This window comes from Thermus sp. FJN-A (genome assembly GCF_054655095.1).
This window is the reverse complement of sequence record NZ_BAAHSC010000007.1, coordinates 1-244: the sequence shown is the minus strand read 5'-3', so window position 1 is coordinate 244 and position 244 is coordinate 1. Positions and strand designations below refer to the sequence as shown.

The window sequence follows — 244 nt, the reverse complement described above, 5'->3', positions numbered from 1 at the left end:
GTGCTGGCTCCCCACCTCCTCAAAGCGGGGGGGCCTGCCGTGGCGCTCCCGGAACCAGCGGGCGAAGAGGCCCGCGTCCATGAGGTACTCCTTGGCGGTGCGGGGGGAGCGGCCCTCCTCCATCTCCAGGTACCGGCGGAAGCGGGCGAAGAGCTCGGCGTGGGGGTCAGGCTGGCTCATGGGACCTCCTTCGGGGGGCGGGCCCGGAGTGCCCTCGAGGGCCCCCGCCCCCGCTGTCCCGAAG

Annotated in this window: 1 pseudogene; it reads right to left on the bottom strand. The window is 74.6% G+C overall.

Annotation, left to right across the window (positions count from 1 at the left end):
- A pseudogene (locus ACYQ0J_RS00030) lies at positions 1-180 on the bottom strand (tyrosine-type recombinase/integrase); the annotation flags it as partial.
- Positions 181-244 lie beyond the last annotated feature (64 nt).